The following is a 25946-nucleotide window of genomic DNA, read 5'->3' as shown; positions in this document are numbered from 1 at the left end:
CTGCCGCGCCTGCCTAAAAGTAACCATATAGTTACTGCGGGAGGCGAGATGTTTCTGACAGACATGCACGTTCAGGTGCGCGACATGACCCGGCAATTTGCGCAGGACGTCATTCGCCCCGCGGCGGAGGCGCTGGACGACGAGGAACGCTTTCCCGCCGAGATCTACGACCAGATGGCGGAGCTCGGCCTGTTCGGCATCAGCGTGCCGGAAGAGATGGGCGGACCGGGATTCGACACGGTGACCTATGCGCTGGTGATGGAGGAGTTGTCGCGCGGTTATGCCAGCGTCGCCGATCAATGCGGGCTGGTGGAGCTGCTTTCGACGCTGCTGGTACAGCACGGCACCGATGCGCAGCGCGCCCGGTGGCTGGGCCCGCTTCTGACGGCGCAGAAGCGGGGCGCCTACTGCATCACCGAAGCCGAGGCGGGGACCGACGTGTCCGGCATCCGCTCGACCGCCGTAAAGGACGGCGACGGCTGGGTGCTGAACGGCGGCAAGATCTGGATCCACAACGCGCCGGTGGCGGACGTGGGCTTTGTCCTTGCGCGGACCGATCCGGAGGCCGGGCACCGCGGCATGTCGATCTTCATCGTCGACCTGCATGCCGAGGGCGTGTCGCGCGGGCCGAAGGAACACAAGATGGGCCAGCGGGCCAGCCAGGTGGGCGCGCTGAATTTCGACAACGTCCGGCTGCCGGCAGAGGCCTTGCTGGGCGTCGAGGGACGCGGCTTCCACATGATGATGAGCGTGCTCGACAAGGGTCGCGTTGGGATTGCCGCGCTGGCCGTTGGGATCGGTCAGGCGGGGCTCGAGGCGGCGGTGGACTACGCCGCGCAGCGCAAGCAGTTCAAGAAGGCCATCGCGGAGTTCCAGGGGGTCCAGTGGCTTCTGGCGGACATCGCCAAGGACGTGGAGGCGGCGCGCCTTCTCGTGCTGAATGCCGCCTACAAGATCGACACCGGAGCGGATGCCACGCGCTATTGTTCGATGGCGAAGTGCTTTGCCGGGGACATGGCCGTGGCGCGCACGGCAGATGCGGTGCAGGTCTTCGGCGGCTCGGGCTACATCCGCGGGTTCGAGGTGGAGCGGCTGTATCGCGACGCCAAGATTACGCAGATCTACGAGGGCACGAACCAGATCCAGCGGATGATCATCGCCCGTGAACTGCTGGCCAAGGGGGCCGCGGCATGAGCGGACAGGTCGCGCTGATCACCGGGTCGAGCCGGGGCATCGGGCTTGCCGCCGCGGTGGCGCTGGCGCGCGAGGGTTTTGCCATCGCGCTCAACGGCCCTTTCGACGACGACGAGTTGCAGGCCGCCGTCAGAACGGTGCAGGCGGAGGGCGTCGCGGTCGTGGCCGCGCCCTTCGACGTCGCCGACCTTGACGCGCATGATGCGGCGCTGGACCGGGTGGAGGCGGCGCTCGGCCCGCTGACGACGCTGGTCAACAACGCCGGGGTGGGCGTGATGCAGCGGGGCGATCCGCTGGATGTCACCGAGGACAGCTACGACCGCTGCCTTGCGATCAACGCCAAGGCACCGTTCTTCCTGACCGCGGCATTTGCCCGGCGTCTTCTGGCGCGCGACCGCGATCCGGCGCTGTTTCACGCGGTGGTCAACGTCACCTCGTCCAACGCCGTCGCCGTGGCGGAGCCGCGCGCGGAATACTGCGTCTCGAAAGCCGCCGCCGCCATGTCGTCGAAGGTCTGGGCGGTGCGGCTGGGGCGCGAGAATATCGCGGTCTACGACGTGCAGCCCGGCCTCATCGCCACGGAAATGACCGCCCCCGTGATCGCGCAGTACGAAGCGCGCGCGCAGGCGGGCCTGACCCTCTTTCCGCGCGTCGGCCAGCCCGGGGACATGGGCGGGATCATCGCCGCGCTCGCCAGCGGCAAGCTGCCGTACACCACCGGACAGGCGATCTCGGCCGATGCCGGGATGCTGGTGCCGCGCTTCTGAAGGACCACACCCATGAAGATCTCCTTGCCCGACGAGACCGGCGCGCTTGAGGACTACCGCCTGAGCGGCACGCCGATGCCCGAGACGCCGCTGCCCGCCAACCCGGCGCGCGTGGTCTATTCCGCCGCACATGTGGTGGCCGATCCGTTCACCGCCAGCGACCCCTCCGGTCCGGCGGCGGTGGACTGGACGGCAACGATGCGCTTTCGCCACCACCTGCACGGGCTGGGCCTGGGCATTGCGGAGGCGATGGACACCGCGCAGCGGGGCATGGGGCTCGACTGGCCCGGCGCGCTGGAACTGATCCGCCGCACCCGGGCCGAGCTGCCGGATGCGCTGGTCGCCAACGGTTGCGGGACCGATCACCTCGACCCGCCCGGGGCGCGGGGCCTCGACGACGTGAAGCGCGCCTACATGGAACAGCTCGGCGCGATCCAGGCGCTCGACTCTCGCGTGATCCTGATGGCGAGCCGCGCCATGGCGCGTGTCGCCCGAGGCCCCGACGATTACATCCGGCTTTATACGGAGCTTCTGTCGGCCTGCGATCACCCGGCGATCCTGCACTGGCTGGGCGACATGTTCGATCCGCAGCTTGCCGGCTACTGGGGCAGCGACCGGTTCGAGGATGCGCTGGACACGGTGATCGCCATCATCGAGGCCAACGCGGCCAAGGTGGACGGCATCAAGATCTCGCTTCTGGACAAGGAGAAGGAGGTCGTCCTGCGCCGCCGTCTGCCCGAGGGTGTCCGCATGTATACCGGCGACGATTTCAACTACCCCGAGCTGATCGAGGGCGACGACCAAGGCTTCTCGCATGCGCTGCTCGGGATCTTCGACCCGCTGGCCCCTGCGGCGGCGCATGCGATAAACCTTCTGGGACAGGGGGATGCGGCGGGCTTCCGGGCCACGCTGGACCCGACCGTGCCGCTGGCGCGGCTGATCTTCCGCGCGCCGACGCGGTACTACAAGACCGGCGTGGTCTTCCTTGGGTGGCTGAACGGCTTTCAGGATCACTTCGTCATGCTGAACGGCGCGCAGGCGATGCGCCCCCTGCCGTATTTCACCGAAGTCTTCCGGCAGGCCGACCGCTGCGGGCTGCTGCGCGACCCGGACATGGCGGTGACCCGCATGAAGCGCCTGCTGGCGGTCTACGGCGTGGCGTGATGCGGGATTTCTCGCGCGATACCTCGGCGCTGGCGCTGAACACGGCGACGCTGGGCCACATCCTCGACGGTCAGGGCGCGGGCTGGTCGCCCGAGCAGGTGACCGACGCCTGCGCCGAACGCGGCTTTGGCGGCATCGTCTTCTGGCAGCGCGAGATCGGTGGCGATGCTGTGCGGATCGGCGAACGGGTCCGCGCGGCCGGGATGCAGGTGGCCGGGCTGTGCCGCACGCCGTACCTGACCGGGCGGGACGCGGGCAGCGACGACGAGGTGACGGCCTCCATCGACATGGCGGCGGGGCTGGGCGCCCCGGTGCTGACCATCGTGACCGGCGGAACCGAGCCGGGGACAAAGGGGCTGGCGGACAGCCGCAAGCGGTTGGCCGGGCGCATCGCGCGCCATGCCGACCATGCCGCCGCCTGCAATGTGCGGCTGGCGCTGGAGCCGCTGAACCCGATGTTCGGCGGCAACCGGACCTGCGTGTTCACCGTCAGGGATGCGCTGGAGGTCTGCCGGGCGCTCGACCTGCCGCATGTCGGCATCGCGGTCGATGTCTACCATGTCTGGTGGGACCGGACCCTGCCCGAGGTCCTGTCCGGGGCGGCGGGGAAGATCTTCGGATACCACCTTTGCGACTGGCTGGAGGACACCGGCCACATGCTGCTGGATCGCGGGATGATGGGGGACGGGGTCGCCGATCTGAAGGCGCTGCGGCGGATGGTCGAGGCGGCGGGCTATGACGGGTTCTGCGAGGTCGAGGTGTTCTCGGCCGACAATTGGTGGAAGCGCCCGCCCGCTGAGGTGCTGGACGTGATCGTCGACCGTTTCCGGACTGCCTGCTGACGGGGATATGCCGGGGGCGGTCCGATCCGTCCCCGGCGATCCATGGATCAGCCCTTGCGCAGGTCGTCCAGCAGCTTGCGGGCTTCGGCCTCCGTCACGCGGCCGTGGGCGCGCAGGCCCGCCGCGACGGACTCGATCTCGTCGCCTTCCGCACCGGCGGCGATGGCCACGTTCTGCGCGTGCAGCGCCATGTGGCCCTTCTGGATGCCGTCCGTTGCCAGCGCCCGCAGCGCGCCGAAGTTCTGCGCCAGGCCGACAGCGGCGGTGATGCGCGCCAGCTTCTCGGCACTGTCGGCACCGAGGATCTTCAGGCAGAGTTGCGCCACCGGGTGCACGCGGGTCGCGCCCCCGACGATGCCCAGCGACAGCGGCAGTTCGATGGTCCCGGCCAGATCGCCTTCGGCGGTCTTCTCCCAATGGGTGAGCGGGCCGTACTGTCCGCCCTGCGCGGCATAGGCATGGGCGCCGGATTCGATGGCTCGGGTGTCGTTGCCGGTGGCCAGCACGACGGCTGAGATGCCGTTCATGATGCCCTTGTTGTGGGTCGTCGCGCGGTAAGGATCGGCCTCCGCGAACTCGGCCCCCAAGAGCATCGCCTCCACCACCTCCGGGCCGCCGATCTGGTCGGCGGGCCAGACCGCGCGGGCGCGGGTCAGGCGCCGGTCGGCGAGGTTCGACAGGATACGCAGCAAGGGCCGCGCGCCGGTCCAGCCCGCCAGCACGGGCGCCACACGTTCGGCCATGGAGTTGACCGCGTTGGCGCCCATCGCGTCCAGCGTGTCGACCACCAGATGCACGATCACCATCGTGCCGGAGCGCGCCTCAACCAACCGCACGTCGATCTCGCGCAGGCCGCCGCCAAGCGAGGTGAGCTGCGGGTCGACCTCGTCGCAGATGGCACGGATCTCCTCGGTGCGGCCGAGGATCTGCGCGCGGGCGTTGCGCGGATCGCTCAGGCCGCAAAGCTGCACCTGCGCGATGGTCAGCGAACCGGAGTAGGAGGTGAAGAACCCGCCGGTATCCCGGCAGCGCTTGGCCGAATTGCAGACCGCCGCGATGACGGAGCTTTCCTCGGTCGCCATGGGCACGAGCATCTCTTCCCCGTCGACGATCATGTTGGTGGCGAGCCCGAGCGGCACCGGCATCACCCCGATGGCGTTCTCGATCAGCCGGTCGACGAGGCCGCCCTCGATAGGGCCCAGGTTGTCGAAAAGCTGCAGCGCCTCGGCATTGCCGCCAAGCCGTTCGGCGAGGATGCCGAGGCGTTCTTCGCGGCTGGCCTGAGCGAAACCGGGCAGGCGGGACGTGTGGTCTGTCATGGAAGTCTCCTGCGAAGGAAAGGCGGGGTCAGCCGCGAATGAGATAGCCGCCGTCCACGGGGATCGCCGCCCCCGTGACGAAACGGGCCGCCGGCGAGGCTAGGAAAAGCACCGTGCCGGCCATTTCCTCCGGCAGGCCCCAGCGGCCCAGCGGCGTGCGGGAGGTGACGCGGGCGTCGAGCCCGGGCATGTCCTTGCGGGCCTGCCGGGTCAGCGGCGTGTCGATCCAGCCCGGCAGGATGGTGTTGGCGCGGATGCCTTCCGACGCCCAGGACACGGCGAGGCTGCGGGTGAACTGCACCACCCCGCCCTTGGCCGCGGCATAGGCGCTGGTGGCCTCGTTCGCGAGGACGGACATCATGGAGCCGACGGTCACAATGCAGCCGTCGCCGCTTTCCTTCAGTAGGGGATAGAGCGCGCGGCAGGTCAGGAAGACCGAGGTCAGGTTGGTGTCGATCACCGCTTCCCAGTCGTCGAGGGTCAGGTCCTCGGGCCGCATCCGGCGGTTGGTTCCGGCGGCACAGACAAGCGTGTCGAAGCCGCCCAGAAGCTCGGTCACGGCCATTTCAAGCCGCGCCGCGTCGTCTTCGGAACCGGCATCCCCGGCGACGAAATGCACCGTGCCGTGGGGCGTGAGGGCAGCGAGCGCCTCGGCACCGCGCGCCTCCGACCGGCCGGTGATGATCACCTCCACACCGGCCTCGAGGAAGGCCCGCGCGATGGCGAGACCGATGCCGCTGGTGCCGCCGGTCACGACGGCACGGCGGCCTTTCAGGTCGAACAGGTCAGACATGGATGTCCTCAGTTACCGAGCGCCGCGGGCAGCCACAGCACAAGCGAGGGGAACAGGATGCAGAGCATCAGCCCGAAGATCTGGATCAGCACGAAGGGCACGATGCCGCGGTAGATCTGGCCGATGCCAAGTTCCGGCGGCGCGATGCCCCTCAGGTAGAACAGTGCGTATCCGAAGGGTGGCGTCAGGAACGATGTCTGGAGGTTGACCGCCACGAGCACCGCGAACCACGTCAGGGTGATGCCGGAGTTGCCCAGCCCGAAATCCAGCCCCGCGATGATCGGCGCAAAGAGCGGCAGCACCACGTAGGAGATCTCGATCCATTCGAGGAAGAAGCCCAGCACGAAGATCAGCGCCATGATGAGGAACAGCGTCTGGTAGGGACCGGAAGCGATGGCCATCACCGCGTCCTCGATCATGTAGTCGCCGCCCACGCGCTTGAAGATCGCCGAGAAGACGGTGGCGCCGATGGCGACCGACAGGATCATGGCGCTGGTGAGCGCGGTCTCCTGCACGCATTCCACAAGGTTCTTGCGGGTGAGCTGCCCCATGAACGCGGCGAGCAGCGTGGCCCCCAGCGCGCCGATGGCGGCGGCTTCGGTCGGGGTGGCGACACCCGCGACGATGGAGCCCAGGACGCCGAGGATCAGCAGGACCGGCGCCACGAGGTGTTTCGCCAGCGTAACGATCAGTTCGCCGATCGGGGTGGCCTCGGACTTCGGCGCCGGCGGTGCCTTCGACGGGTCGAGCCAGGTGGTCACGAGGATGTAGGCGGCATAGAGCCCGCCCAGCACGACGCCCGGGATCACCGCGCCCATGAACAGGTCACCGATGGAGATCGACAGGATGTCGCCCACGAGGACCAGCATGATGGAGGGCGGGATGAGGATGCCCAACGTCCCGGCGGAACAGATCGTCCCGGCGGCCAGCGACATGGAGTAGTTCTGCTTGATCATCACCGGCAGCGCCATCAGGCCCAGCATGACGACGGAGGCCCCGATGATCCCGGTGGAGGCCGCCATGACGACGCCCACGATGGTCACCGACAGGGCAAGCCCGCCCGGCCTTTGCGCGAACATCTTTTCCAGCGACAGCAGGAGGTTCTTGGCGATGTCGGATTTCTCCAGCATCAGGCCCATGAACACGAAGAGCGGCACCGCCAGCATCAGCCAGTTGGTCAGCGTTCCGGTGAAGATGCGCGACGAGACCGTGTTCAGGAACAACAGCGGCACGTCGCCAATGAAGGTGAAGAGGATGCCGACACCCGCCAGCACGAAGGCGACCGGGTAGCCGGAGAAGATGCCGGCGATCAGCACCCCGACCATGGCAAGGGGAAGCGCATATTCAGCCATTCCGGTCCTCGTGTTCTGGGTGGTCTGCCGGCGCGGGCGAGAAGATGCGCCCGAGATGGATCAGGATGCGGCCGATCCCGGTGATCCCGAGAAAGACGAACCCGAGCGGCAGGAACGCCTTGATCAGGTAACGGTCGGTCAGCCCGCCGTAGTCGGAGCGTTCGCCGGTGTTGAAGGAAAACTCGACGAAGCTGAGGCTCAGCCAGCCGATGATGACGCAGAAGGGCAGCAGGAAGATCACGTCGCCCAAGAGGTCGAGCACCGCCCGGCCGCGCGTCGAGAGCTTGTCGTAGACAAGGTCCACCCGGACGTGCTGATCCCGTGCGAGGGCATAGGACATGCCCAGCATGATGATGATGGCCAGAAGATGCCATTGCAGCTCGGCAAGGCCGGTCAGGGTCAGCTCTGTGCCGAAGAGCGGCAGGTCGGTCTGCCACGTGGCGATCTGGCCCACGTGCATGAGCGACCCGATCACGGCCACGAGCACCAGCGCGATCATTGGCAGCAACAGCCACGCCGCGGCGCGTCCTGGCCATGCGCCCGTTTGCACGAGCGCATGGCCGACGCGCTCCAGTCTGGAACGCGAAGTCATGGCAGGATCAGTCCGCTGCGGGGATCTGCTGCAGGTCGTTCCAGACCTGTGCCTTGGCCATGTAGTCCTGGATGGACTGGTACGCCTCGGCGACGATCGGGTCGGCGGCGGCTGCCTCTTCCAGAACTTCGGTGGAGGCTTCGCGCAGCGCGGCCAGAACCTCGTCCGGGAAGCGCTTGGTCTCCACGCCCATCGCGCGGAACTCCTCGATGATCTCGCCCTGCGGTTCCGGTGCGGCGGCCAGCGACCAGGTCACGGTCGCCTTGCAGGCGGTCAGGATCTGCTCCTGCACTTCCTCGCCGAAGCCGTTCCAGACGTCCATGTTGACGATCAGGGAGTTCCAGCTTGCCGGCTGGTGCCAGCCCGGGAAGTAGTAGTACTTAGCGATCTCGGCAAAGCCGAGCGACTTGTCCACCACGGGCAGCGAGAACTCGGTCGCGTCGATGCGGCCGCGCTCGAGCGCGACGTAAAGCTCGCCGCCGGGGATCAGCTGGGTCGATGCGCCCAGCTTGTTCAGCACCTGGCCGCCCATGCCGGAAATCCGCATGCGAAGGCCCTGCAGGTCCTCGACGGTGTTGATCTCCTTGTTGAACCAGCCGCCCGGCTCGGGCGCGGTGACGTGGCAGGGCAGCAGTTTGACGTTCAGCGGCGTGTAGGCCTTCTGGACGATCTCCATGCCGCCGCCTTCCCACATCCAGCCGGTGAACAAGTCCGGGCCGGGGCCGAAGGGCATGGCGCCCGCCAGCGCGGCAACCGGGATCGTGCCGCCCCAATAGCCTATGAAGTCCCAGCCCGCCGGGATCGCACCCGAGCTGACCTGGTTCAGCACTTCCAGTGCCGGGACGAGGTCGCCTGCACCGTGGACGCGCAGTTTCACTTCGCCATGCGTGGCAATGTCGATGTTCTTCGCCAGAACTTCCGCGCCCTCACCGAGGAACGGCATGTTCTTGGGGAAGGTGCTGGCTACGTCGAGCGTCTCGGCCTGCACGAAGCCGGCAGTGGAAATGGCGAGCGCTGCAGTCAGTGTCGCAACAGTTTTCAAGTCGTGTCCTCCCAAATGGGTCCGCCCGGTGTCTCCTCCCCGGGTCGGACAGATCTGATTCGCCCTCCGAAAAGGGCGCTGGCATCGCAGGTTTTCCTTGCCCCGCTTGACTTTGTCCGAGGCGCTCGGCAAACTGCGATCACAGATCAACGATAACCAAAGGGCGCCACGATGCAAGGCGATTCCGTCACCGGCCTCGACTCCATTTCAACGCCCCTCCAGCGCGACAGCCTTCAGCAACAGATCTACAACAGGCTCTTCAACGGGCTTGTGACAGGCGCCTACCTGCCGGGTGAGGTCATCTCCTCGCGGCGGATGGCGCAGCAGCTTGGGGTCAGCGCGATGCCGGTGCGCGAGGCGCTGACGCGGCTCACCGCCGAAGGTGCGCTGGAACTGACGAGCAGCCGGACACTGCAGGTCCGCACGCTCAAGCCGGAGAATTTCGACGAGGTCACCGCCATCCGCATCGCCAACGAAGGCATGGCCGCCGAACGCGCCGCGCGGCAGGTCACCGCGGGCGACATCGCCCGGGTGCGCGCCCTCCACAAGGAGCTGTCGCGCGCCGCGGAAGGGCAGGAGACCGACCGCTACCTTGCCGCCAACGCCGCCTTTCACGGCGGGATCTACCGCGCCGCGCACTGGCCGCTTCTGATGGACATCATCAAGCGGCTGTGGTTGGCGGTCGGCCCCTCGATCCGGGTCAGCGTGCCGGATCACCATCACATGGCGACCTCGATGACGTTTCACGACGCCGCGCTGACCGCGCTCGAAGCGCACGATCCGGAGGGGCTCCGGACCGCCATCGTCGAGGACATCCGCACCGCGGCCATCGACATACGCGCCCGGCTCGAGGAAGAGGCCCGCCCGGCGCCGGGCCATCAGGGCGGCTGACGCTGTCACGGCCATCGCGCCGGACATCACCACAGGGAGGACACCAACATCATGAGCATTCTCGGATCATTGACGCCTGCAAAGGGCCTGCGCGTCCTGATCACCGCCGGGGCGGGGGGCATCGGTCAGGCCATCGCCCGCGGCTTTGTCGAAACCGGCGCCCGCGTCCACATCTCGGACATCGACGAGGCGACGGTCAGTGCCGCGACCGGCGGCGCGATCACCGGCAGCGTGGCCAACGCCGCCGACGAGGCGCAGACGAAGGCGCTGTTCGAGGAGGCGCGCGAGCAGATGGGCGGCCTAGACGTGGTCATCGCCAATGCCGGTGTCGCCGGGCCGACCTCCCGCGTGGGAGAGATCAGCCAGGCCGACTGGGACGAATGCCTCGAGATCAACCTGCGCGGCGCCTACCTGGCCGCCCGCTTCGGCGAGGCCGAGCTGAAGGCCAACAAGGGCCTGTTCATCGCCATGGCCTCTGTCGCCGGGCGCCTGCCCTACGCCTTCCGCACACCTTATGCCGCGTCGAAGTGGGGCGTGATCGGCCTGGCCAAGAGCCTCGCCACCGAGATGGGCCCCGACGGCGTGCGCGCCAACGCGATCCTGCCCGGCATCGTGAAGGGACCGCGCATCGACAAGGTGATCCAGGCCCGCGCCGACCAGGTGGGCGTGTCCTTCGAGGAGATGCGCGAGCAGTACCTCGCCAAGGTTTCGCTCCGCCGGATGGTGACGGCGGAGGACATCGCGGCCATGTGCCTCTTCCTCGCCAGCCCGGGCGGCAGCAACGTCTCGGGGCAGGCGCTCAGCGTCTGCGGCAACGTGGAGACGCTGTGATGGCGGAGCCTTCGATCGCGATCGTCGGCAGTGGCCTGATCGGCTGCGCCTGGGCCGTGACCTTCGCCCGCGGCGGCTGCTCCGTCGCGATGTACGATGCGACGGAGGGGGTGGCCGCGGCAGCCCCCGACCGCATCCGCGCCATGGCCGAGGAGATGGCCGCAGCCGACCTGCTGATGGGCGAGACACCGGATTCGGTCGCTTCCCGCATCCGCGTGGCGACCGACCTTGCCGACGCGCTGAAGGGCGCGTCCCACGTGCAGGAGAACGTCCCGGAGAAGCTGGAGATCAAGCAGGCCGTCTGGGCAGAGCTCGACCGGCTGGCGCCCGAGGATGCGGTGCTGGCCAGCTCCACCTCCGCGCTGCTGCCTTCCGCCTTCACCGAAGGGCTGGCCGGGCGGCACCGCTGCGTCGTGGCCCATCCGATCAACCCGCCCAGCCTGATCCCCGCGGTCGAGGTCGTCCCCGCGCCCTGGACCGATCCGGAGGTGGTCGAACGCACCGCGCAGCTCATGGAGCGGGTCGGGCAGAAGCCCATCCGCATGAAGCGCGAGGTCGACGGCTTCCTGATGAACCGCCTTCAGGGCGCGCTCCTGCAGGAGGCGTTTCGCCTTGTTGATCAGGGCATCGCCGCGCCGGAGGACGTGGACATCGGCATCCGCGAGGGGCTGGCGCCGCGATGGGCCGTGGTGGGTCCGTTCGAGACCATCGACCTGAACGCGCCCGGCGGCGTGCGCGACTACGTCGCCCGCTATGGCGGGATGTATACCAACATGACCCCCAGCCAGCGCGACCCTGCCGACTGGTCTGGCCCCGCGCTCGACCAGATCGACGCCGCCCGGCGCGCTTCCGTGCCACTCGACGATATCCCGAAGGCCCAGGCGCGGCGCGACAGCCGCCTGACGGCCCTTATGCAATTCCTGCGCGGCCAGAGCCGCGCCTGAGATTTCCCCGGAGGAGAACGGGCATGCCCAGAACCAGCAACAAGATCATCATCAGCTGCGCCGTCACCGGCGCGATCCACACCCCCTCGATGTCGCCGCATCTGCCGGTGACACCGCAGGAGATCATCACCGACAGCCTCGCCGCCGCCGAGGCGGGCGCGACGATCCTGCACCTGCACGCGCGCGACCCGGAAACCGGCAAGCCCACGCAGGATCCGGACGCCTTCCGCGCCTTCCTGCCGCAGCTCAAGCAGGCCACCGGTGCGGTGCTGAACCTGACCACCGGCGGCTCTCCCCACATGACCGTGGCGGAACGGATGCGCCCGGCGGCCGAGCTGAAGCCCGAGGTGGCCAGCCTGAACATGGGCTCGATGAACTTCGGCCTCTACCCGATGCTGAACCGCTTCACCGAGTTCAAGCACGAGTGGGAACGCCAGCACCTCGAGAACAGCCGCGACCTGGTGTTCAAGAACACGTTCGCGGACATCCAGCACATTCTCGAGGTCGGCAACGCCAATGGCACGCGCTTCGAGTTCGAGTGCTATGACACCTCGCATCTCTACAACTTGGCGCATTTCGTGGACCGCGGGCTGGTGAAGGCGCCGTTCCTCGTCCAGACGGTCTTTGGCCTGCTGGGCGGCATCGGCGCGCACCCCGAGGATGTGGCGCACATGAAGCGCACCGCCGACCGGCTGTTCGGCGACGACTACGTGTGGTCGGTGCTGGGCGCGGGCCGCAACCAGATGAACGTCGCGGCGCAGGCAGCAGCACAGGGCGGCAACGTCCGCGTCGGACTGGAGGATTCGCTCTGGATCTCGAAGGGCAAGCTGGCGGAAAGCAACGCCGATCAGGTGCGCAAGGCGCGGCTCCTGCTCGAAGGGCTGGGTCTGGAGGTCGCGACACCGGACGAGGCGCGCGGCATGCTGGACCTCAAGGGCGCCGACAATGTCGCGTTCTGAAGCCTTCCCGGTTGTCGTCACGGGCGGCAGCCGGGGCATCGGGGCGGCCACGGTCGCCCTGCTCGCAGGACGCGGCCATCCGGTCGTGTTCTCCTACGCCTCCAACGACGCTGCCGCGGGGGCGCTCTGCGACCGCGTGGCGGAGGAGGGCGGTCAGGCCGTCGCCTTCAAGGGCGATGCGGCGGACGAGGGCGCGGTTGCCGCGCTCTTCGCCACCTGCGTCGACCGCTTCGGCGCGCCCGGCGGCGTCTTTGCCAACGCCGGCATCACCGGCCCGGCCTGCGGTCTGGGCGACCTTTCGCCTGAAGATCTGCGCCGGGTGCTGGATGTGAACGTCGCGGGCACCTTCCTGACAGCGCAGGCGGCCCTGCGCACCATGCCGGACGGCGGCGCCATCGTCCTGATGTCGAGCCGCGCGGGCCGTTTGGGCGGCGCGGGCGAATGGCTGCACTACGCCGCCAGCAAGGGCGCCATCGACACGTTCTGCGTCGGGCTTGCACAGGAGGCCGGACCGAAGGGCTTCCGCGTGAACGCCGTGGCGCCCGGCTTGATCGAGACGGAGATCCACGCCGCCGCAGGCCGGGGCGACCGGCTGAAGACCGCCGGAACTGCCGTGCCGCTGGGCCGGACCGGCACGGCGGAAGAGGTCGCGCAGACAGTGGCTTGGCTCATGTCCGACGACGCCTCCTATATCTCCGGAACGATTGTCGACATTAGCGGCGGGCGCTGAGCGGATGTCTTGACAACAGGGTGGCAAATTGCCACCTTTAGGGGCAGGAGGTGCCCCATGGCCAGATCCGTGAAATTCGCAGACGAAACGCTGGTAGAAGACGCCCGCGTCGAATCCGAACTGCAAAGCCGCTCTCTCGCCGGCCAGATCACCCACTGGGCCCGCATCGGCCGTGCCATCGAACGCTCCGGGACCTTCGACCACGCGCGGCTGTCGCGGGTCCTGGCCGGAGAGGCGGAGACCACGACCCTCACCGCCGAGGAAAAGGCCGTCTGGACCGAACGCTTCCTTGCGCGGATGGACGCACCCGGCCCCGGGGAAGAGGCGCACTTCGACGCGCTGCGCAAAACCGGCGGGGCCGTGGGCCTTGACGCATCGGGCACCATTGTCCGGGCGGAGCCGTCGCCCGGCGAATGACCCCAACGATGATCCTGCTGGCCGGCCCCAACGGGGCGGGCAAGTCGACCCTCTACCAGACCCGCGTGGCGCCCGCCTTCGCGGGTCCCTTCGTGAATGCCGACCAGATCCAGCGCGACGAACTGCGCGATCCCGGCCCCGAAGCCTCCTACGAAGCCGCCCGCATCGCCGACACCCGGCGGGCCGAAATCATCGCCCGGGGCGGCGACCTCGTGACCGAGACGGTGTTTTCCCATCCCTCCAAGCTCGACCTCTTGAGGGATGCGCAGGCGCGGGGATATGACGTCTGGGTGATGCACGTGGGCGTCGACAGCGCCGACCTCTCCGTCGCGCGCGTCGCCTTCCGCGTGGAGCAGGGCGGCCATTGCGTGCCGGAGGACAAGATCCGCGCCCGCTACGACCGGTCGGCGCCGCTGATCCGCGAGGCCGTGCGCATGGCCGACACCGGGCTGGTCTACGACAACTCGGTGGCCGGGCAGCCCCCGAAGCTGGTCCTGACCTTCCGGCGCGGCGCACTGGCGACGGTGCGCCCGAACCCTCCGGACTGGATTTGCCGGACCTATGCGGCGGACCTGACGAGGCGCTAGTGCGGGTTTTCAACGGTTTGCGGACGTCGGCATTCCCTGCGGTCCACCTCAAACGCACGAAGCCCCGTTCGCTGGCACCGGTTAGCGTTCGGACGATGCAGGGGACGCGCGTGGTATTTGCGACACAGAAATCCCGGCAATCCTTTCGCATCTTTAACTGATTAAATCACTCGGATAAGAGACAGCTACTTGCTGCGCCATCCAGATTTCCGTGTCCAGACAGCTTCGCAGCGTCAAAAAATCACGAACCTGAGGGACATTGGAAATGCGCAGTCTGAGACAGCGGCCCGCTGCGGCCGCCCGAACTTCCGTGGGGCAACGAAACCTTATGGTCGGGACTTCCCTGACCGCCGCCTGCCTGGCCGGTTTCGCCTATGCCCAGGACACCGCCACTGACGGAGCCACGATCGTCCTGCCGACGCTCGAGGTGGAAACGACAGCAGAGCCGGCACCGGCTCCGGCCCGTGCGGCGCCCGCACCGCGCCGTACCGCTTCGGCCCCGCGCCGCGCGCCTGTGCCGCAGGTCTGCACGCCGGAACTGGCGGGCACCCCGGTCTGTGCCGAGCAGGAGGCCGCAGAGGCTGCCGCTGCACAGGCAGCCGCCGAAGCCGCGGCCGCAGCAGAGGCCGCACGTCAGGCCACCGCAGGCACCAACCCGAACGCCGACCCAGACGCGCCGTTCCGCGCCGTGACCAGCGCGAACTCCAAGCTCAGGGGCGAGATCGCGGACATGCCGCGCACCGTGACCGCCGTCACGAAAGAGGTGCTGGAAACCACCAACACCACCTCCGTCCGGCAACTGGCGCGCAACACGCCGGGGATGAGCCTGGGCTTCGGCGAGGGCGGCAATGCCTTTGGCGACAACATCTACATCCGCGGCTTCAAGGCGAACAACGACGTGTACGTCGACGGCGTGCGCGATCCCGGCACCTCGGTCCGTGAGACCTTCGACACCGAGCAGGTCGAGATCATGAAAGGCCCGTCCGGGTCGGTCGGCGGGCGGGGCGCCACGGGCGGCACCATCAACCTGACCACGAAGCAGCCGCAGGACGTGGACTTCCAGCACTACTCGTTCGAGGCGACCAGCGCGGGCACCGTGCGGGCGACGGCGGACATCAACCTTGCCACCAACGACCGTCTGCAACTGCGGTTCAACACCATGCTGCAGGAAGGCTGGGTGGCCGGGCGCGACGACGTGCGTGACGACCGGCAGGGGGCGGCAGTGGCGCTGCGCTACAAGCTGACCGACGACGTGACGGTGGATGCGTCCTACTCCTTCACCCGCTTCGACCAGACACCGGACTGGGGTGTGCCCTTCACCACCGGACGTCCGGACGGCAAGACCGGCCCGGTGACCGAGTTCGGTGTCGACCGGGACACCTTCTACGGCATCGCGGATCGCGATTACCAGGAAGCCACCCGCCACGTCGCGACCGGGCGCGTGACTTGGGACATGGGCAACGGGTTGACGCTGACCAACACTCTGCGGGCCTCGGAGACGATCAACGACTACATCCTGACCGCACCTTCGAGCACAACGGAGAACGGGTCGAACGATCCGTCCGACTGGACGACCGGGATCAGCGACAAGTCGCGTTACCAGGTGACGGACGTGATCTCGAACACCACCGAAGTGACGGGCGAGGCCGGATGGTTCGGAGTTGGCCACAACTTCGTCGCCGGCGTGATGGTGCAGAAGGAGGAGGTGATGGCCGACCGCTATCCCGGCTCCACCGAGGACTTCCCGGCGGGCGGACGCGGATGCACCGTCGACGTCGAGGACCCGGACACCTCGCCGTGCTGGGACGGCAACATGCCGTCGCGCAACCACGACAAGACCGTCACCGAGGTTCAGACCTTGTCGGCCTACTTCGTCGACCGGATCGAGTTCTCGCCGCAGTGGGCGCTGGATGCGGGCGTGCGGGTGGACTCCTATGACATCGAGCGGACAAGCTCCGGCTCGACGCTCAGCCGTAACGACGTGATGTGGAACGGCAACCTCGGCCTGACCTACAAGCCGACCGAGGCGCTGACGCTGTACGGCAGCGCGGCCACGTCCACCACCCCGATGGGGGCAGAGGTCGCCGCGGGCGGCGGGTTCTACGGCGGTCTCGACACCGGCGGCGAAACGCTGAAGCCGGAACGCAACATCGCTTACGAGCTTGGCGCGAAATACGAGCTCATGGACGATCTGCTTCTGACGGCCGCGGTGTTCCAGACCACCAAGCAGAACGCGCGCGAGGACGTTGGTCCGCGCGGGTCCGCGGTCACGCAGGACACGCTTGAATACCGCCTGCGCGGGATCGAGCTGGGTGTTGCGGGCAAGGTCGACCGGTTCGGCCTGTACGGTGGCGCGGTGTTCATGGAGAGCGAGATCCTCGACTCGGCGGACTCCAGCGTTGTCGGCAAGGAACTGGCCACCATCGCGCACCAGCAGTTCAACCTGCTGACCACCTACGATGTCACCGACAGGCTGATGCTCGGCGTGCAGTCGAACTGGAAGGGCGAGGTCAAGCTGGGCTCCCTGGCGCCCAACGACAACCGGCTTCCGTCCTACTGGTCGTTCGACCTTGTCGGCTCCTACGACATCAACGACCGGATGGACGTGCGGTTCGGCGTGAAGAACGCGGGCGACGAAGTCTACTACGACACCGCCTACCGTTCGGGTGAACCCTTCACCTACGTCGCCCCCGGGCGCGAGGCATGGGTCGCCATCGACATGAAGTTCTGAGGCACGGGACTTTCACCGGCGGGGGCGGCCTTTGCGCCGTCCCCGCCACTCATCGTGGCCATTCATCGAAGAGGACGACATGCTCATCACCATCCCCGAGCTCTTCGCCAAGGACGAGGTGCAGGCGATCCGGGCAGAGCTGGACGCCGCCGACTGGCAGGACGGGCGCGCCTCTGCCGGGGCGCAGTCGCAGGGCGTGAAGCGCAACCGCCAGCTCGACCCTCGGTCGCAGGCGGGGCAGGCCATCGGCCAGCGCATCGTGGAGCGGCTGCACCAGACGCCGCTGTTCCTGTCCGCCGCGCTGCCGCTGCGCATCCTGCCGCCGATGTTCAACCGCTACGAAAGCGGCGAGACCTTCGGCGTGCATGTCGACAACGCCATCCGGGTGAACCCCTTCAGCGGCGAGCGGCTGCGCACCGACCTGTCGATGACGATCTTCTTCTCGGAACCGGAGGAATACGAGGGCGGCGAACTGATCGTCGAGGACCACTACGGCACGCAGGAGGTCAAGCTGCCCGCGGGGGACATGGTGCTCTATCCCTCGACCTCTCTGCACGAGGTGACGCCAGTGACAAAGGGCGCGCGGGTGTCGTCCTTCTTCTGGCTGCAGAGCATGGTCCGCTCGAACGAGCAGCGCACGATCCTCTTCGATATGGACCAGGCGATCCAGGCGCTGGCCGGGCGGGTCGGTATCGATGACCCGGAGGTCGTCACCCTGACCGGCATCTACCACAACATGATCCGCCAATGGACGGACGTCTGACCATGGATTATCTGAACATACCGTATGTATACGCTCTGCGTGCAGAGCTGCTGGCCTGGCTGTCGGAGGCCGGTCAGGACCACATGTCGCCGGTCGGCATGTACCTTGCCGCCGACATCGTCGTGAAATCGGTGATGGTGTCGCTGGCCGTGGCCTCGGTACTGGTCTGGGCGATCTTCCTGGCCCGGGTCGTGCTGCTGATGCTGGCGCGGCGGCGGCTGGCGCGGAACTACCGCGCGCTCGACCGGGCCGGAACGCTTGAAACCGCCGCAGCGCGGTTCCGCAAGCGGCGCGGTGTCATGGGCGCCATGGTCCGGGCGGCTCTGGCAGAACGTCAGCGCTCAGGCAATGCGCCCGGTGCCGGAATCAAGGAACGGGCCGAAAGCGCGCTGTCGCGGGTCGAGGTCGGGGCGGCGCGCAGCCAGCAGCGCGGCTCAGCCCTCCTGGCGATCACCGGCTCCACCGCGCCCTTCATCGGGCTTTTCGGGACGGTCTGGGGGATCATGAACAGCTTCATCTCGATCGCCGAGACCAACACGACGAACCTGGCCGTCGTCGCCCCCGGCATCGCGGAGGCGCTGCTGGCCACGGCCATCGGCCTTGTCGCGGCAATTCCCGCGGTGATCTTCTACAACCTGCTGGCGCGGATGCTGGGCGGGTACAAGGTCATGCTTGGCGATGCTTCGGCTCTGGTACAGCGGACCCTGTCGCGCGATCTGGATCTGGCCATGCGGCCAAGGATGGCGCGGCCCGAGGCCTTCGGCGACGTGGCGCAGCATCAGGCGGCGGAGTGATCCGATGGGGGCAAGGCTTTCGGGTGGCGATGACGATGACATGGCGGAAAACGCCGACATCAACATCACGCCCTTCATCGACGTCATGCTGGTGCTGCTGATCATCTTCATGGTGGCGGCGCCGCTGTCGACCGTGGACATCCCGGTTGAACTGCCGGTCGCCGTGGCGGAAGCGCCGCAGCGCCCGTCCGAGCCGGTGTTCATCACCCTGAAGGAAGACCTGTCTCTGGCGGTGGGCGAGGTGGAAACCACGCTCGACGCGCTGGTGATGGAGATCGGCATCGCCACCATGCTGAACCGCGACGAGCGGCTCTATATCCGCGCCGACAAGGCGGTGCCCTACGGAGAGCTGATCCGCGTGATGAACGTGCTGCGCGCCGACGGATACCTGAAGGTCGGGCTGGTCGGGTTGGACGAGGCCGCGGCGCCCGAAGGGACAGAGGTCGGCGGCGCAGGGGAGGCCGTGGAATGAGCCTTGCCTATCGCGGGGCAGCGGGCCTTCTGCCGATGGTGGTTGCGGGCGTGGCGGTCAGCCTGGCCGTGCATGTCGCCCTGCCCGCAAGCCTCCTGGCCCGCGCGCCGGAGCCGGAGCCGGAGGTGCGGCGCGAGGACACCGGCGTGCAGGGCGCGATCATGTTCGACCTCTCCGACATCATCGCCGCCCCTTCCGACGCAGGCGAGGACAGCACCGCCGTCGAGGAGGCGGTGGAGGCCCCGACCGTCACGGAATCGCCCGAGGCCGTCCATGCGGCGCGCGCGGCGGACGAGCCCATCCTCAACCAGACGCCCTACGAGGTGCAGGACGAGGAGCTGAAATTCGGCATCGCCACGCCCGAACCGGAGCAGGAAACCGAAGAGATCGCCGAAGAGGTCGCACAGGAGTTCGAGGAAGAACAGATCGACCAGGCCAGCCAGACCGGCGCGGTAGAGGCGGAGGCGTCGGAGGCTTCCGTCTCCGGCGTCGATGCGGAAGCGCAGGCCGAAACCGCTCAGGCCGAGAGCGAGGGCCTGACCGCCGAACAGATGGCCGAGATCACCGAATGGCAGAAGGCTGTCGTTCTGCGCATCGCGAAGGCCAAGGCCTATCCGCAGGCGGCGCGCAAGAAGGGGCTGGAAGGCGAGGTGCGCGTGAAGTTCACCATCGACCGCTACGGCGCCGTGACCGCGCGGGAGGTGGAGCAGTCGTCCGGGGCGGCCGTGCTGGACGAAGCGGCGCTCGAGGTCTTCGACAAACTCGACCGGCTGCCGACGCCGCCGAACCACCTGACGGGCGACAGCTTCACGCTGGTCATCCCGCTGAACTACACGATTCGGAAAGGGTAGCGGGCTGGACGCAGGCGGGGGAGATGTCCTCCGGCGTCCGGCATCCCGCCAGCGCCATTGTCACCTCAAGCTCATCCCTCAAAAGGCGCAGCACATGGCTGACCCCCAGCGCGCCCGCCACGGCCAGACCGTGACACACCGGGCGGCCGATCAGCACCGCAGAGGCGCCGAGCGCCAGCGCCCTGAACACGTCGGCGCCGCGCCTTATGCCGCCGTCCATCAGCACCGGCACCGCGCCACACACCTGCGCCACGACGCCGGGCAGGGCAGAGATCGCCGAGGGCGCGCCATCCAGCACCCGCCCGCCGTGGTTGGAAACGATGATGCCCGCCGCGCCGGCGGTGACGGCCTGTGCCGCGTCGCCGGGGTGCAGGATTCCTTTCAGCAGGACGGGCAGGGGGGCATTGGCGCAGAACCAGGCCACGTCCTCCCAGTCGGGCAGAACATGGGCGACCCGGTCGAAAAGCACCGACTCGCCGTCCTTCAAAGGGGCGAACTGGGGCCGCGGCAGACCGTCGAGGTTCACGGCGCGGATGCCCGCGGGCAGGTTGAAGCCGCTGGCGATCTCCGCGTCGCGGATGCCGTTCACCGGCGCATCGACGGTCAGGACCAGCGCGGCAAACCCGGCGCGGGCGGCACGTTCGGCCAGCGCCATGGTGGGCGCGCGCCCGGCCTGCCAGTAAAGCTGCATCCACTGGCAGGCGGTGCCTGCTTCGCGCACCGTCTCCATCGGCTGGCCGGCCTGCGCGCTGAGGCACATGCCGACACCCTGCGCGGTGGCCGCCGCCGCGACGCCTGCCTCGCCCTCTGCGTCCAGCACCGGCAGGTAGGCCATGGGGGCGATCAGCATCGGGACGTCGAGGCGTCGTCCGAGCAGGGTCCGCTGCGTGTGCCCCTCGGCCAGAGGCGCCAGCGCACGGGGCCAGATGCGGATCTGTTCGAGGTCGCGCAGGTTGGCCCGGCAGGTTTCCTCGCGCCCGGCGCCGCGCAGGAAATAGGCGGCGGTTGCGGGCGGCAGAAGGGCCTCGGCCCGGGTGGCGTAACCGGCCAGCCCGCCGGGCAGGGCACGGGCCTGATCGGTCATTTCGTCAGGATGAGCTTGCCGGCCCGTGTGATGCGGAGGGTGTAGACCTGACCGTTCAGCTCGATCTCGGCCTTGACGCCTCCGGGGATCAGGCTGCGGGCATCGTAGCGGGTGGTTCCATCGTCTGTGATCTCGGGTTGCGGAAGTTGGCCCTGGGGCATGTCACGATCCTTCGACAGGTCTTTTGTGCCGTCTTTTCAAATGCCTCACCACGGGTTGGCGGGCATGTCCCGACCCGGATAGCCTAACTCGACAAAAATTGTCAATTAATTTGTCGCGCAGTCACCTTTGACGCCGCCGCGCCTACCTTGCGTGCCGAAAGAACGGGCGCCGGACCTCAGGCGCGATCGAAGGCGGCGCGTGCGGCGGCGATGTGGGGCATACCCTGCGTAGCCCAGTCCACCATGGCCATGATGTGGGGCAGCAGGCCCTCTCCCAGCTCGGTCAGGCTGTAGCAAACGCTGGGCGGCTTGGTGTCGAAGACCTCGCGCCGGATGATTCCATCGCGTTCGAGATTTCGCAGCGACTGGGTCAGCATCCGTTTCGAGATGTCGGGCAGGGCGCGCAGCAGGGCGTTAAAGCGCACCGGCCCCTGCTCCAGCTCCATCAGGATCAGGACGGGCCACTTGGCGGACACGTGGTCCAGCACCTGCCGCACCGGGCAGTTGGTGGGATCGAATCCCTGCGTTTTCCAGTCCTGCAGCCGGTCGGTGACGGTAGATACCATGGGCGGTTCCCTTTCTGTTACCTTGTCCCGAAAAACTGCCTCCTTTCGGGGCACGGAGTAAGTCTCTAAATGAGACCTGTATCCGATTCTATACCTGAAAGGAAAGATCATGACCAAGTATCTGGTGACCGGCGCATCGGGGCAGTTGGGGCAGAAGGTGGTCGATCACCTCGCCACGCTGGTGCCTGCAAGCGACATCGTCGTGCTGGTGCGCTCCGACTCTGCGCGCGAGGCGTTCGAGGCGAAGGGCATTGCCGCGCGGCAGGCCGACTACGAAAACCCCGAGGCGCTGCGCGCCGCCTTCGACGGCGTCGACCGGCTGCTGCTGATCTCGTCGTCCGAGATTGGCAAACGCGCCGCACAGCACCGCAACGTCATCGAGGCGGCAAAGGCCGCGGGCGTCGGGTTCGTCGCCTATACCTCGATCCTGAACGCCGAAACGGGCGGTATGGCACTGGCCGAAGAGCACCTTCAGACCGAGGCGATGCTGCGCGATAGCGGCCTTCCCCACGCGCTTCTGCGCAATGGCTGGTATTCGGAGAACATCGCCGGGACCGCGCCGCAGGCCGTGGGTATGGGCCAGCACTTCGGGGCCGCGGGCGAGGGACGCTTCAACACCGCGTCGCGGCAGGACTATGCCGAAGCGGCGGCGGTGGTGCTGGCGGGCGAAGGGCAGGCCGGTGACGTCTATGAACTGGGCGGCGACAGCGACTTTTCCCTGACCGAATACGCAGCACTGCTGAGCGAAGTCTCCGGCAAGGACGTGGCCTACGTGGACATGGACCAGGCGGGTTATGCGGCAGCCCTGGTGGGCGCAGGCCTGCCCGAAGGGTTCGCCGGCATCCTGGCCGACAGCGACGCGAAGGCGGGGCAGGGCGCTCTGGCCACGCAGTCCCGCGACCTGAGCCGCCTGATCGGCCGCCCGACAACCCCGATGCGCGACACGCTGAAGGCCGTGCTGGGCTGAACGCCCGGCCTGTTCCGTCATCCGAGGGGCGGCCCTGCGGGGTCGCCCTTTTTTATGCAGGGATCGGTCAGAGAAGGGCGGCGGCGCGGCTGTCCTCCACCGCGAAGTCGATCAGGGCGCGGATCTTGCGGGGCAGGCTGCGCCCTTCGAGGTAGACGGCGCTGACCTGGATCGCGCTGCCATCGTAGCCCTCCATGACGGGCACAAGGCGGCCCGCGGCCATCGCCTCCGTCACGGCGAAGCGCGGGACGTAGCAGATGCCCAGCCCGGCGGCCGCCAGTTCCACCGCCGCGCGGGCGGAGTTGACGTGGAGCCGCCCCTGCACGTCCACCGCCTGTTCCTTGCCATCCTTCAGGAACACCCAGCAGCGCGGGGTGCGGCGGTTCGTGTCGAGGATGCAGGCATGGTAGCGCAGGTCGTCCGGGGTAACGGGGGCGCCCTGCGCTGCGATGTAATCGGGGCTGGCCGCCACGACCGACCGCATCTCTCCCAGCTTGCGGGATTTCAGCGACCGCATGTCCGACTGTCCGACGCGGAAGGCCAGGTCGATCCCCTCGCTGGCGAGGTCGACAAACCCGTCGTGCAGCCGCAGGTCGAAGGTCAGTTCCGGATTGCGGGCGGCGAAGCGGGCCAGCATGTCCGCCACGTAGACCTCGCCGAACGTGACGGGGGCCGAGATGCGGATGACGCCGGTGAACCCGCGCGAGCTGTCGGAGACCTCGGCCAGAAGCGCGTCGAGATCGTCCAGCAGCGCGGGCGCGCGGGCCAGCAGGTCCTCACCCGCCGGGGTCAGCCCGACCTTGCGGGTGGTGCGTTGAAACAGGCGCACGCCAAGGCGGCCCTCAAGCTCTGCAACGTATTTCGAGGTCAGCCGGTTCGACACGCCAAGCTGATCGGCGGCGGCGGTGAAGGAGCCGGTCTTGGCCGTGGCCACGAAGGCCTTGAGCTGCTCGACAACGTCCATGGCGGGCCATTCGGAACAAATCGGGGATAGTCATTCAATGATGACGCCATTTCGTGGATGAATGGCAAGCCCTAGATTGTGGTCAACGCAGATCGCCGGCGAAAGGGATTGCCAAAAGGCGCCCCGCACCGTCCCTGCAGAGGAGAGAGACCATGACCGCCACCCGCACGCTCGACGACCTGAAACAGGGACTGGCCCCGTCCGACCGGATGCCGGTGGTCTTCCTCGGCCACGGCAGCCCGATGAACGCCATCGAGGACACCGCCTACAGCAGGGCCTGGACCGAGCTGGGCCGCACGCTGCCGCGACCGAAGGCGATCCTCGTGGTCTCGGCGCACTGGATGACGCGGGGCACGACGCTGGTCGACGTCTCGGCCATGCCGAAGTCGATCCACGATTTCTACGGCTTCCCCGATGCGCTCTTTGCCCAGCGATACCCCGCGCAGGGCGCGCCGGAGATGGCGCGCGAGGTGGTGTCCCTGCTGGCCAGCCACCACGCGGAGGAAGACGACACCTGGGGTCTCGACCACGGGGCGTGGACAGTGCTGAAGTTCCTCTACCCCGGCGCAGACGTGCCGGTGTTCCAGGTCTCCATCGACATGGGCCGGGGGCTGGAGCACCAGCTGGAAATCGGGCGCACCCTGTCTGAGCTGCGCGACCGCGGCGTGCTGATCCTCGGGTCGGGCAACGTGGTGCACAACCTCGGTGCCATGAAGTGGGGGCAGGTGGCGCGGCCACACGACTTCGCGCTGGAATTCGACACGCTCTTTGCCGACCGGCTTGGGGACCGCGACCTTGCCGCACTGGCCGACCGGCAGGGGCTTGGGCCGCTGCTGCGGATGGCGCACCCCTCGGTCGATCACTACATGCCCGCGCTGACCATCGCAGGGGCGTCCGACGCCCGCGACGACCTGACATTCATGACGGACGCCATCGACCTCGCGTCGATCTCCATGCGCTCCTTCGTGTTCCACGCCCGCTGAAAGGACCAGGACAATGCTCGTGAACGGAAAATGGACGGAAGACTGGCAGCCAGTGCAGAAGGCGGACGAGAAGGGCCGCTTCGTGCGCCAGGTGTCGAGTTTCCGCAACTGGATCACCCCGGACGGCAGCGCCGGGCCGACCGGCGAGGGCGGGTTCGAGGCGGAAGCAGGGCGCTACCGGCTTTATGTCGCACTGATCTGTCCCTGGGCCTCTCGCACGCTGATGGCCCGCAAGCTGAAGGGGCTGGACGACCTGATCCCGGTCACCGTGGTGAACCCGGTGCTGACGGACCAGGGCTGGCAGTTCGGCGGCCATGACGGTGCAGACGCCGACCCGATGTTCGGCTCGACCTACATGTACGAACTCTACACCCGCGCCGACAGTGACTTCACCGGGCGGGCGACGGTGCCGGTACTGTGGGACATGAAGCGCAACGTGATGGTGAACAACGAAAGCGCCGACATCCTGCGCATGTTCGACACCGCGTTCGAGGGGCTGGTCCCCTCCGGCCTGCGTCTCTACCCGGAGGATCTGGGGGAGGAGATCGACGCGCTGAACGCGGTGATCTACGACCGGCTGAACAACGGCGTCTACAAGTCGGGGTTCGCCACTTCGCAGGAGGCCTACGACGAGGCTGTGGCCGGCGTCTTCGACACGCTCGACATGCTGGAGGAGCGGCTGACCGGGGATTACCTCTTCGGCGACCGGCTGACCGAGACGGACATCCGCGCCTTCGTCACGCTGATCCGCTTTGATGCGGCCTATCACGGGCTGTTCAAGACCAACCGCCGCCAGATCGCCGACTACCCGCGCCTCTCGGCCTACATGGCGCGCATCCTGTCCCTGCCCGGCGTGCGCGAAACGGTGAACATGGATCACATCACGCGCGGCTACTACGCCATCAAGGCGCTGAACCCCTCGCGCATCCGCCCCGTCGGTCCCCGCCACATCACGGAACTGCTGGACCTGTGACCCATCGCTTCGGTTTCGCCCGCGCGCCATGGCATCGGGCGAAACCTCCGCGTTGGGATTAATCCGCCCCGATTGTTGCAACCAAGTTGAAATGTCTCTTGTTCCGCAAAGTAGAAATGTCCCACCTGGGCGCTGAGGGAAGCAAAGCCTGACAGGGCGGAGACCTCATGTATCGCAGCCCTGGCTGGCTTTGCGGGCCTCCTTGGAGCGGCG

At 67.8% G+C, this 25946-nt stretch carries 28 protein-coding genes; 19 read left to right on the top strand and 9 right to left on the bottom strand.

Translation table 11 applies throughout. The annotated features are described in order from the left end of the window. Positions 1-48: 48 nt before the first annotated feature. From ACU0DV_RS20485 to ACU0DV_RS20470, 4 genes are read left to right on the top strand one after another with little or no spacing between them, the layout of a single operon-like run. A complete protein-coding gene (locus ACU0DV_RS20485) occupies positions 49-1194 on the top strand; it encodes an acyl-CoA dehydrogenase family protein (protein ID WP_446242370.1) in 1146 nt (381 codons plus the stop codon). After that, positions 1191-1961: a 3-ketoacyl-ACP reductase gene (locus ACU0DV_RS20480; protein WP_446242369.1), complete on the top strand. Its 771-nt coding sequence runs from the start codon at positions 1191-1193 to the stop codon at positions 1959-1961. Before ACU0DV_RS20485 ends, ACU0DV_RS20480 begins: the two co-directional genes overlap by 4 nt. A 12-nt stretch (positions 1962-1973) precedes the next feature. Further along, positions 1974-3125 carry a dihydrodipicolinate synthase family protein gene (locus ACU0DV_RS20475; RefSeq protein WP_446242368.1) on the top strand — a complete coding sequence of 384 codons (1152 nt, stop codon included), beginning with the start codon at positions 1974-1976 and terminating at the stop codon, positions 3123-3125. Then, complete coding sequence (locus tag ACU0DV_RS20470) at positions 3125-3967, top strand: sugar phosphate isomerase/epimerase family protein (protein ID WP_446242367.1); 843 nt, start codon at positions 3125-3127, stop codon at positions 3965-3967. The genes ACU0DV_RS20475 and ACU0DV_RS20470 overlap by 1 nt, the downstream gene beginning before the upstream one ends. Positions 3968-4014: 47 nt before the next feature. Here the strand turns inward: ACU0DV_RS20470 and ACU0DV_RS20465 are convergent, their stop codons facing one another. Genes ACU0DV_RS20465 through ACU0DV_RS20445 form a run of 5 tightly spaced genes read right to left on the bottom strand, consistent with a single transcriptional unit; the run spans position 4015 to position 9065 of the window. After that, positions 4015-5286 carry a hydroxymethylglutaryl-CoA reductase, degradative gene (locus ACU0DV_RS20465; protein WP_446242366.1) on the bottom strand — a complete coding sequence of 424 codons (1272 nt, stop codon included), beginning with the start codon at positions 5284-5286 and terminating at the stop codon, positions 4015-4017. A 28-nt stretch (positions 5287-5314) separates the two neighbouring features. Beyond that, entirely contained in the window at positions 5315-6079 is a 765-nt protein-coding gene (locus ACU0DV_RS20460) for an SDR family NAD(P)-dependent oxidoreductase (RefSeq protein WP_370314063.1), read from the bottom strand. Between the two features lie 8 nt (positions 6080-6087). Continuing rightward, positions 6088-7431 carry a TRAP transporter large permease gene (locus tag ACU0DV_RS20455; protein WP_283984130.1) on the bottom strand — a complete coding sequence of 448 codons (1344 nt, stop codon included), beginning with the start codon at positions 7429-7431 and terminating at the stop codon, positions 6088-6090. Next, positions 7424-8023: a TRAP transporter small permease subunit gene (locus tag ACU0DV_RS20450; protein ID WP_370314062.1), complete on the bottom strand. Its 600-nt coding sequence runs from the start codon at positions 8021-8023 to the stop codon at positions 7424-7426. Before ACU0DV_RS20450 ends, ACU0DV_RS20455 begins: the two co-directional genes overlap by 8 nt. Before the next feature lie 7 nt (positions 8024-8030). Continuing rightward, the gene (locus tag ACU0DV_RS20445; protein ID WP_100931625.1) at positions 8031-9065 is read right to left on the bottom strand and encodes a TRAP transporter substrate-binding protein; all 1035 of its coding nucleotides are present in this window, start codon (positions 9063-9065) and stop codon (positions 8031-8033) included. Positions 9066-9236: 171 nt separating this feature from the next. Here ACU0DV_RS20445 and ACU0DV_RS20440 point away from each other — a divergent pair, with 171 nt between their 5' ends. The 12 genes from ACU0DV_RS20440 to ACU0DV_RS20385 all read left to right on the top strand — a co-directional run bounded on the left by ACU0DV_RS20440 (position 9237) and on the right by ACU0DV_RS20385 (position 20035). Next, positions 9237-9956 (top strand): GntR family transcriptional regulator, encoded by a 720-nt coding sequence (locus ACU0DV_RS20440; protein ID WP_446242365.1) that lies wholly within the window; start codon positions 9237-9239, stop codon positions 9954-9956. A 51-nt stretch (positions 9957-10007) separates the two neighbouring features. Continuing rightward, positions 10008-10787, top strand: coding sequence for an SDR family oxidoreductase (locus ACU0DV_RS20435; RefSeq protein WP_100931623.1), 780 nt, complete (start codon positions 10008-10010; stop codon positions 10785-10787). Continuing rightward, positions 10787-11731, top strand: a complete 945-nt coding sequence (locus ACU0DV_RS20430) for a 3-hydroxyacyl-CoA dehydrogenase (protein WP_446242364.1) — start codon at positions 10787-10789, stop codon at positions 11729-11731. Before ACU0DV_RS20435 ends, ACU0DV_RS20430 begins: the two co-directional genes overlap by 1 nt. A gap of 23 nt (positions 11732-11754) precedes the next feature. Continuing rightward, the gene (locus ACU0DV_RS20425; protein WP_100931621.1) at positions 11755-12690 is read left to right on the top strand and encodes a 3-keto-5-aminohexanoate cleavage protein; all 936 of its coding nucleotides are present in this window, start codon (positions 11755-11757) and stop codon (positions 12688-12690) included. After that, complete coding sequence (locus tag ACU0DV_RS20420; RefSeq protein WP_446242363.1) at positions 12677-13420, top strand: SDR family oxidoreductase; 744 nt, start codon at positions 12677-12679, stop codon at positions 13418-13420. The genes ACU0DV_RS20425 and ACU0DV_RS20420 overlap by 14 nt, the downstream gene beginning before the upstream one ends. 57 nt (positions 13421-13477) lie before the next feature. Beyond that, on the top strand, positions 13478-13837 hold the full coding sequence (locus ACU0DV_RS20415) for a TA system antitoxin ParD family protein (RefSeq protein ID WP_283984137.1): 360 nt from the start codon (positions 13478-13480) through the stop codon (positions 13835-13837). Beyond that, on the top strand, positions 13834-14424 hold the full coding sequence (locus ACU0DV_RS20410) for a zeta toxin family protein (protein ID WP_446242362.1): 591 nt from the start codon (positions 13834-13836) through the stop codon (positions 14422-14424). Before ACU0DV_RS20415 ends, ACU0DV_RS20410 begins: the two co-directional genes overlap by 4 nt. 328 nt (positions 14425-14752) lie before the next feature. After that, on the top strand, positions 14753-17155 hold the full coding sequence (locus ACU0DV_RS20405; protein ID WP_446242361.1) for a TonB-dependent receptor: 2403 nt from the start codon (positions 14753-14755) through the stop codon (positions 17153-17155). A gap of 79 nt (positions 17156-17234) precedes the next feature. Beyond that, positions 17235-17918: a Fe2+-dependent dioxygenase gene (locus ACU0DV_RS20400; RefSeq protein ID WP_446242360.1), complete on the top strand. Its 684-nt coding sequence runs from the start codon at positions 17235-17237 to the stop codon at positions 17916-17918. A gap of 2 nt (positions 17919-17920) precedes the next feature. Then, complete coding sequence (gene exbB, locus ACU0DV_RS20395) at positions 17921-18712, top strand: tonB-system energizer ExbB (protein WP_446242359.1); 792 nt, start codon at positions 17921-17923, stop codon at positions 18710-18712. Positions 18713-18716: 4 nt separating this feature from the next. After that, positions 18717-19184: a TonB system transport protein ExbD gene (gene exbD / locus ACU0DV_RS20390; protein ID WP_446242358.1), complete on the top strand. Its 468-nt coding sequence runs from the start codon at positions 18717-18719 to the stop codon at positions 19182-19184. Then, a complete protein-coding gene (locus ACU0DV_RS20385; RefSeq protein WP_446242357.1) occupies positions 19181-20035 on the top strand; it encodes an energy transducer TonB family protein in 855 nt (284 codons plus the stop codon). The genes exbD and ACU0DV_RS20385 overlap by 4 nt, the downstream gene beginning before the upstream one ends. Here the strand turns inward: ACU0DV_RS20385 and ACU0DV_RS20380 are convergent. The 3 genes from ACU0DV_RS20380 to ACU0DV_RS20370 all read right to left on the bottom strand — a co-directional run bounded on the left by ACU0DV_RS20380 (position 20001) and on the right by ACU0DV_RS20370 (position 21846). Continuing rightward, positions 20001-21119 carry an alpha-hydroxy acid oxidase gene (locus ACU0DV_RS20380; protein WP_446242356.1) on the bottom strand — a complete coding sequence of 373 codons (1119 nt, stop codon included), beginning with the start codon at positions 21117-21119 and terminating at the stop codon, positions 20001-20003. The two genes, ACU0DV_RS20385 and ACU0DV_RS20380, sit on opposite strands and share 35 nt — an antisense overlap. Further along, the gene (hemP, locus tag ACU0DV_RS20375; RefSeq protein WP_100931612.1) at positions 21116-21280 is read right to left on the bottom strand and encodes a hemin uptake protein HemP; all 165 of its coding nucleotides are present in this window, start codon (positions 21278-21280) and stop codon (positions 21116-21118) included. Before hemP ends, ACU0DV_RS20380 begins: the two co-directional genes overlap by 4 nt. A 176-nt stretch (positions 21281-21456) precedes the next feature. Then, complete coding sequence (locus ACU0DV_RS20370) at positions 21457-21846, bottom strand: winged helix-turn-helix transcriptional regulator (protein WP_370314108.1); 390 nt, start codon at positions 21844-21846, stop codon at positions 21457-21459. A gap of 109 nt (positions 21847-21955) precedes the next feature. Here ACU0DV_RS20370 and ACU0DV_RS20365 point away from each other — a divergent pair, with 109 nt between their 5' ends. Then, on the top strand, positions 21956-22813 hold the full coding sequence (locus tag ACU0DV_RS20365) for an SDR family oxidoreductase (protein WP_446242355.1): 858 nt from the start codon (positions 21956-21958) through the stop codon (positions 22811-22813). A 67-nt stretch (positions 22814-22880) separates the two neighbouring features. On the opposite strand, the gene ACU0DV_RS20360 is transcribed toward ACU0DV_RS20365, so the two are convergent. Then, complete coding sequence (locus ACU0DV_RS20360; RefSeq protein WP_446242354.1) at positions 22881-23777, bottom strand: LysR family transcriptional regulator; 897 nt, start codon at positions 23775-23777, stop codon at positions 22881-22883. A 152-nt stretch (positions 23778-23929) separates the two neighbouring features. On the opposite strand from ACU0DV_RS20360, the gene ygiD reads away from it, so the two are divergent. After that, positions 23930-24760, top strand: a complete 831-nt coding sequence (gene ygiD, locus ACU0DV_RS20355) for a 4,5-DOPA-extradiol-dioxygenase (protein WP_446242353.1) — start codon at positions 23930-23932, stop codon at positions 24758-24760. Positions 24761-24773: 13 nt separating this feature from the next. Then, complete coding sequence (locus ACU0DV_RS20350) at positions 24774-25733, top strand: glutathione S-transferase family protein (RefSeq protein WP_446242352.1); 960 nt, start codon at positions 24774-24776, stop codon at positions 25731-25733. The last annotated feature ends 213 nt before the right edge of the window (positions 25734-25946 follow it).

It is taken from the genome of Sagittula sp. (assembly GCF_052825245.1).
Note: the sequence above shows the minus strand (reverse complement) of the source record. Positions and strands in the feature narration are given on the sequence as shown.

Bases quoted from the DNA above. Each gene is read 5' to 3' on its own strand.
- exbB (WP_446242359.1), top strand. From the start codon at position 17,921: ATGGATTATCTGAACATACCGTATGTATACGCTCTGCGTGCAGAGCTG.
- ACU0DV_RS20480 (WP_446242369.1), top strand. From the start codon at position 1,191: ATGAGCGGACAGGTCGCGCTGATCACCGGGTCGAGCCGGGGCATCGGG.
- ACU0DV_RS20350 (WP_446242352.1), top strand. From the start codon at position 24,774: ATGCTCGTGAACGGAAAATGGACGGAAGACTGGCAGCCAGTGCAGAAG.
- ACU0DV_RS20400 (WP_446242360.1), top strand. From the start codon at position 17,235: ATGCTCATCACCATCCCCGAGCTCTTCGCCAAGGACGAGGTGCAGGCG.
- ACU0DV_RS20435 (WP_100931623.1), top strand. From the start codon at position 10,008: ATGAGCATTCTCGGATCATTGACGCCTGCAAAGGGCCTGCGCGTCCTG.
- ACU0DV_RS20430 (WP_446242364.1), top strand. From the start codon at position 10,787: ATGGCGGAGCCTTCGATCGCGATCGTCGGCAGTGGCCTGATCGGCTGC.
- ACU0DV_RS20450 (WP_370314062.1), bottom strand. From the start codon at position 8,023: ATGACTTCGCGTTCCAGACTGGAGCGCGTCGGCCATGCGCTCGTGCAA.
- ACU0DV_RS20415 (WP_283984137.1), top strand. From the start codon at position 13,478: ATGGCCAGATCCGTGAAATTCGCAGACGAAACGCTGGTAGAAGACGCC.
- ACU0DV_RS20380 (WP_446242356.1), bottom strand. From the start codon at position 21,119: ATGACCGATCAGGCCCGTGCCCTGCCCGGCGGGCTGGCCGGTTACGCC.
- ACU0DV_RS20370 (WP_370314108.1), bottom strand. From the start codon at position 21,846: ATGGTATCTACCGTCACCGACCGGCTGCAGGACTGGAAAACGCAGGGA.
- ACU0DV_RS20420 (WP_446242363.1), top strand. From the start codon at position 12,677: ATGTCGCGTTCTGAAGCCTTCCCGGTTGTCGTCACGGGCGGCAGCCGG.
- ACU0DV_RS20470 (WP_446242367.1), top strand. From the start codon at position 3,125: ATGCGGGATTTCTCGCGCGATACCTCGGCGCTGGCGCTGAACACGGCG.
- ygiD (WP_446242353.1), top strand. From the start codon at position 23,930: ATGACCGCCACCCGCACGCTCGACGACCTGAAACAGGGACTGGCCCCG.
- ACU0DV_RS20365 (WP_446242355.1), top strand. From the start codon at position 21,956: ATGACCAAGTATCTGGTGACCGGCGCATCGGGGCAGTTGGGGCAGAAG.
- ACU0DV_RS20410 (WP_446242362.1), top strand. From the start codon at position 13,834: ATGACCCCAACGATGATCCTGCTGGCCGGCCCCAACGGGGCGGGCAAG.
- ACU0DV_RS20455 (WP_283984130.1), bottom strand. From the start codon at position 7,431: ATGGCTGAATATGCGCTTCCCCTTGCCATGGTCGGGGTGCTGATCGCC.
- ACU0DV_RS20385 (WP_446242357.1), top strand. From the start codon at position 19,181: ATGAGCCTTGCCTATCGCGGGGCAGCGGGCCTTCTGCCGATGGTGGTT.
- exbD (WP_446242358.1), top strand. From the start codon at position 18,717: ATGGGGGCAAGGCTTTCGGGTGGCGATGACGATGACATGGCGGAAAAC.
- hemP (WP_100931612.1), bottom strand. From the start codon at position 21,280: ATGCCCCAGGGCCAACTTCCGCAACCCGAGATCACAGACGATGGAACC.
- ACU0DV_RS20360 (WP_446242354.1), bottom strand. From the start codon at position 23,777: ATGGACGTTGTCGAGCAGCTCAAGGCCTTCGTGGCCACGGCCAAGACC.
- ACU0DV_RS20465 (WP_446242366.1), bottom strand. From the start codon at position 5,286: ATGACAGACCACACGTCCCGCCTGCCCGGTTTCGCTCAGGCCAGCCGC.
- ACU0DV_RS20460 (WP_370314063.1), bottom strand. From the start codon at position 6,079: ATGTCTGACCTGTTCGACCTGAAAGGCCGCCGTGCCGTCGTGACCGGC.
- ACU0DV_RS20405 (WP_446242361.1), top strand. From the start codon at position 14,753: ATGGTCGGGACTTCCCTGACCGCCGCCTGCCTGGCCGGTTTCGCCTAT.
- ACU0DV_RS20475 (WP_446242368.1), top strand. From the start codon at position 1,974: ATGAAGATCTCCTTGCCCGACGAGACCGGCGCGCTTGAGGACTACCGC.
- ACU0DV_RS20485 (WP_446242370.1), top strand. From the start codon at position 49: ATGTTTCTGACAGACATGCACGTTCAGGTGCGCGACATGACCCGGCAA.
- ACU0DV_RS20440 (WP_446242365.1), top strand. From the start codon at position 9,237: ATGCAAGGCGATTCCGTCACCGGCCTCGACTCCATTTCAACGCCCCTC.
- ACU0DV_RS20425 (WP_100931621.1), top strand. From the start codon at position 11,755: ATGCCCAGAACCAGCAACAAGATCATCATCAGCTGCGCCGTCACCGGC.